This window comes from Streptomyces sp. URMC 127 (assembly GCF_051386535.1).
Lineage (GTDB): Bacteria > Actinomycetota > Actinomycetes > Streptomycetales > Streptomycetaceae > Streptomyces.
The window spans coordinates 1-406 of record NZ_JBPQTW010000513.1 but is presented as its reverse complement, the minus strand read 5'-3'; the positions used below and the strand labels follow the sequence as shown (position 1 = coordinate 406).

General features: G+C 57.1%; 1 rRNA gene. It reads left to right on the top strand.

Going from position 1 to position 406, the window contains the following annotated elements:
• Positions 1–406: ribosomal RNA gene (locus ACSNOH_RS35175) — 23S ribosomal RNA — on the top strand; the annotation flags it as partial.

Sequence of the window (406 nt, the reverse complement as noted above, 5' to 3'; positions counted from 1 at the left end):
TGTAGTAGGTAAGCGATGGGGTGACGCAGGAAGGTAGTCCAGCCCGGGCGGTGGTTGTCCCGGGGTAAGGGTGTAGGGCGCTGTCCAGGCAAATCCGGACAGCATGAAGCCTGAGACCTGATGCCGAGCCGATTGTGGTGAAGTGGATGATCCTATGCTGTCGAGAAAAGCCTCTAGCGAGTTTCATGGCGGCCCGTACCCTAAACCGACTCAGGTGGTCAGGTAGAGAATACCGAGGCGTTCGGGTGAACTATGGTTAAGGAACTCGGCAAAATGCCCCCGTAACTTCGGGAGAAGGGGGGCCATTTCTGGTGATCGGATTTACTCCGTGAGCTGGGGGTGGCCGCAGAGACCAGCGAGAAGCGACTGTTTACTAAAAACACAGGTCCGTGCGAAGCCGTAAGGC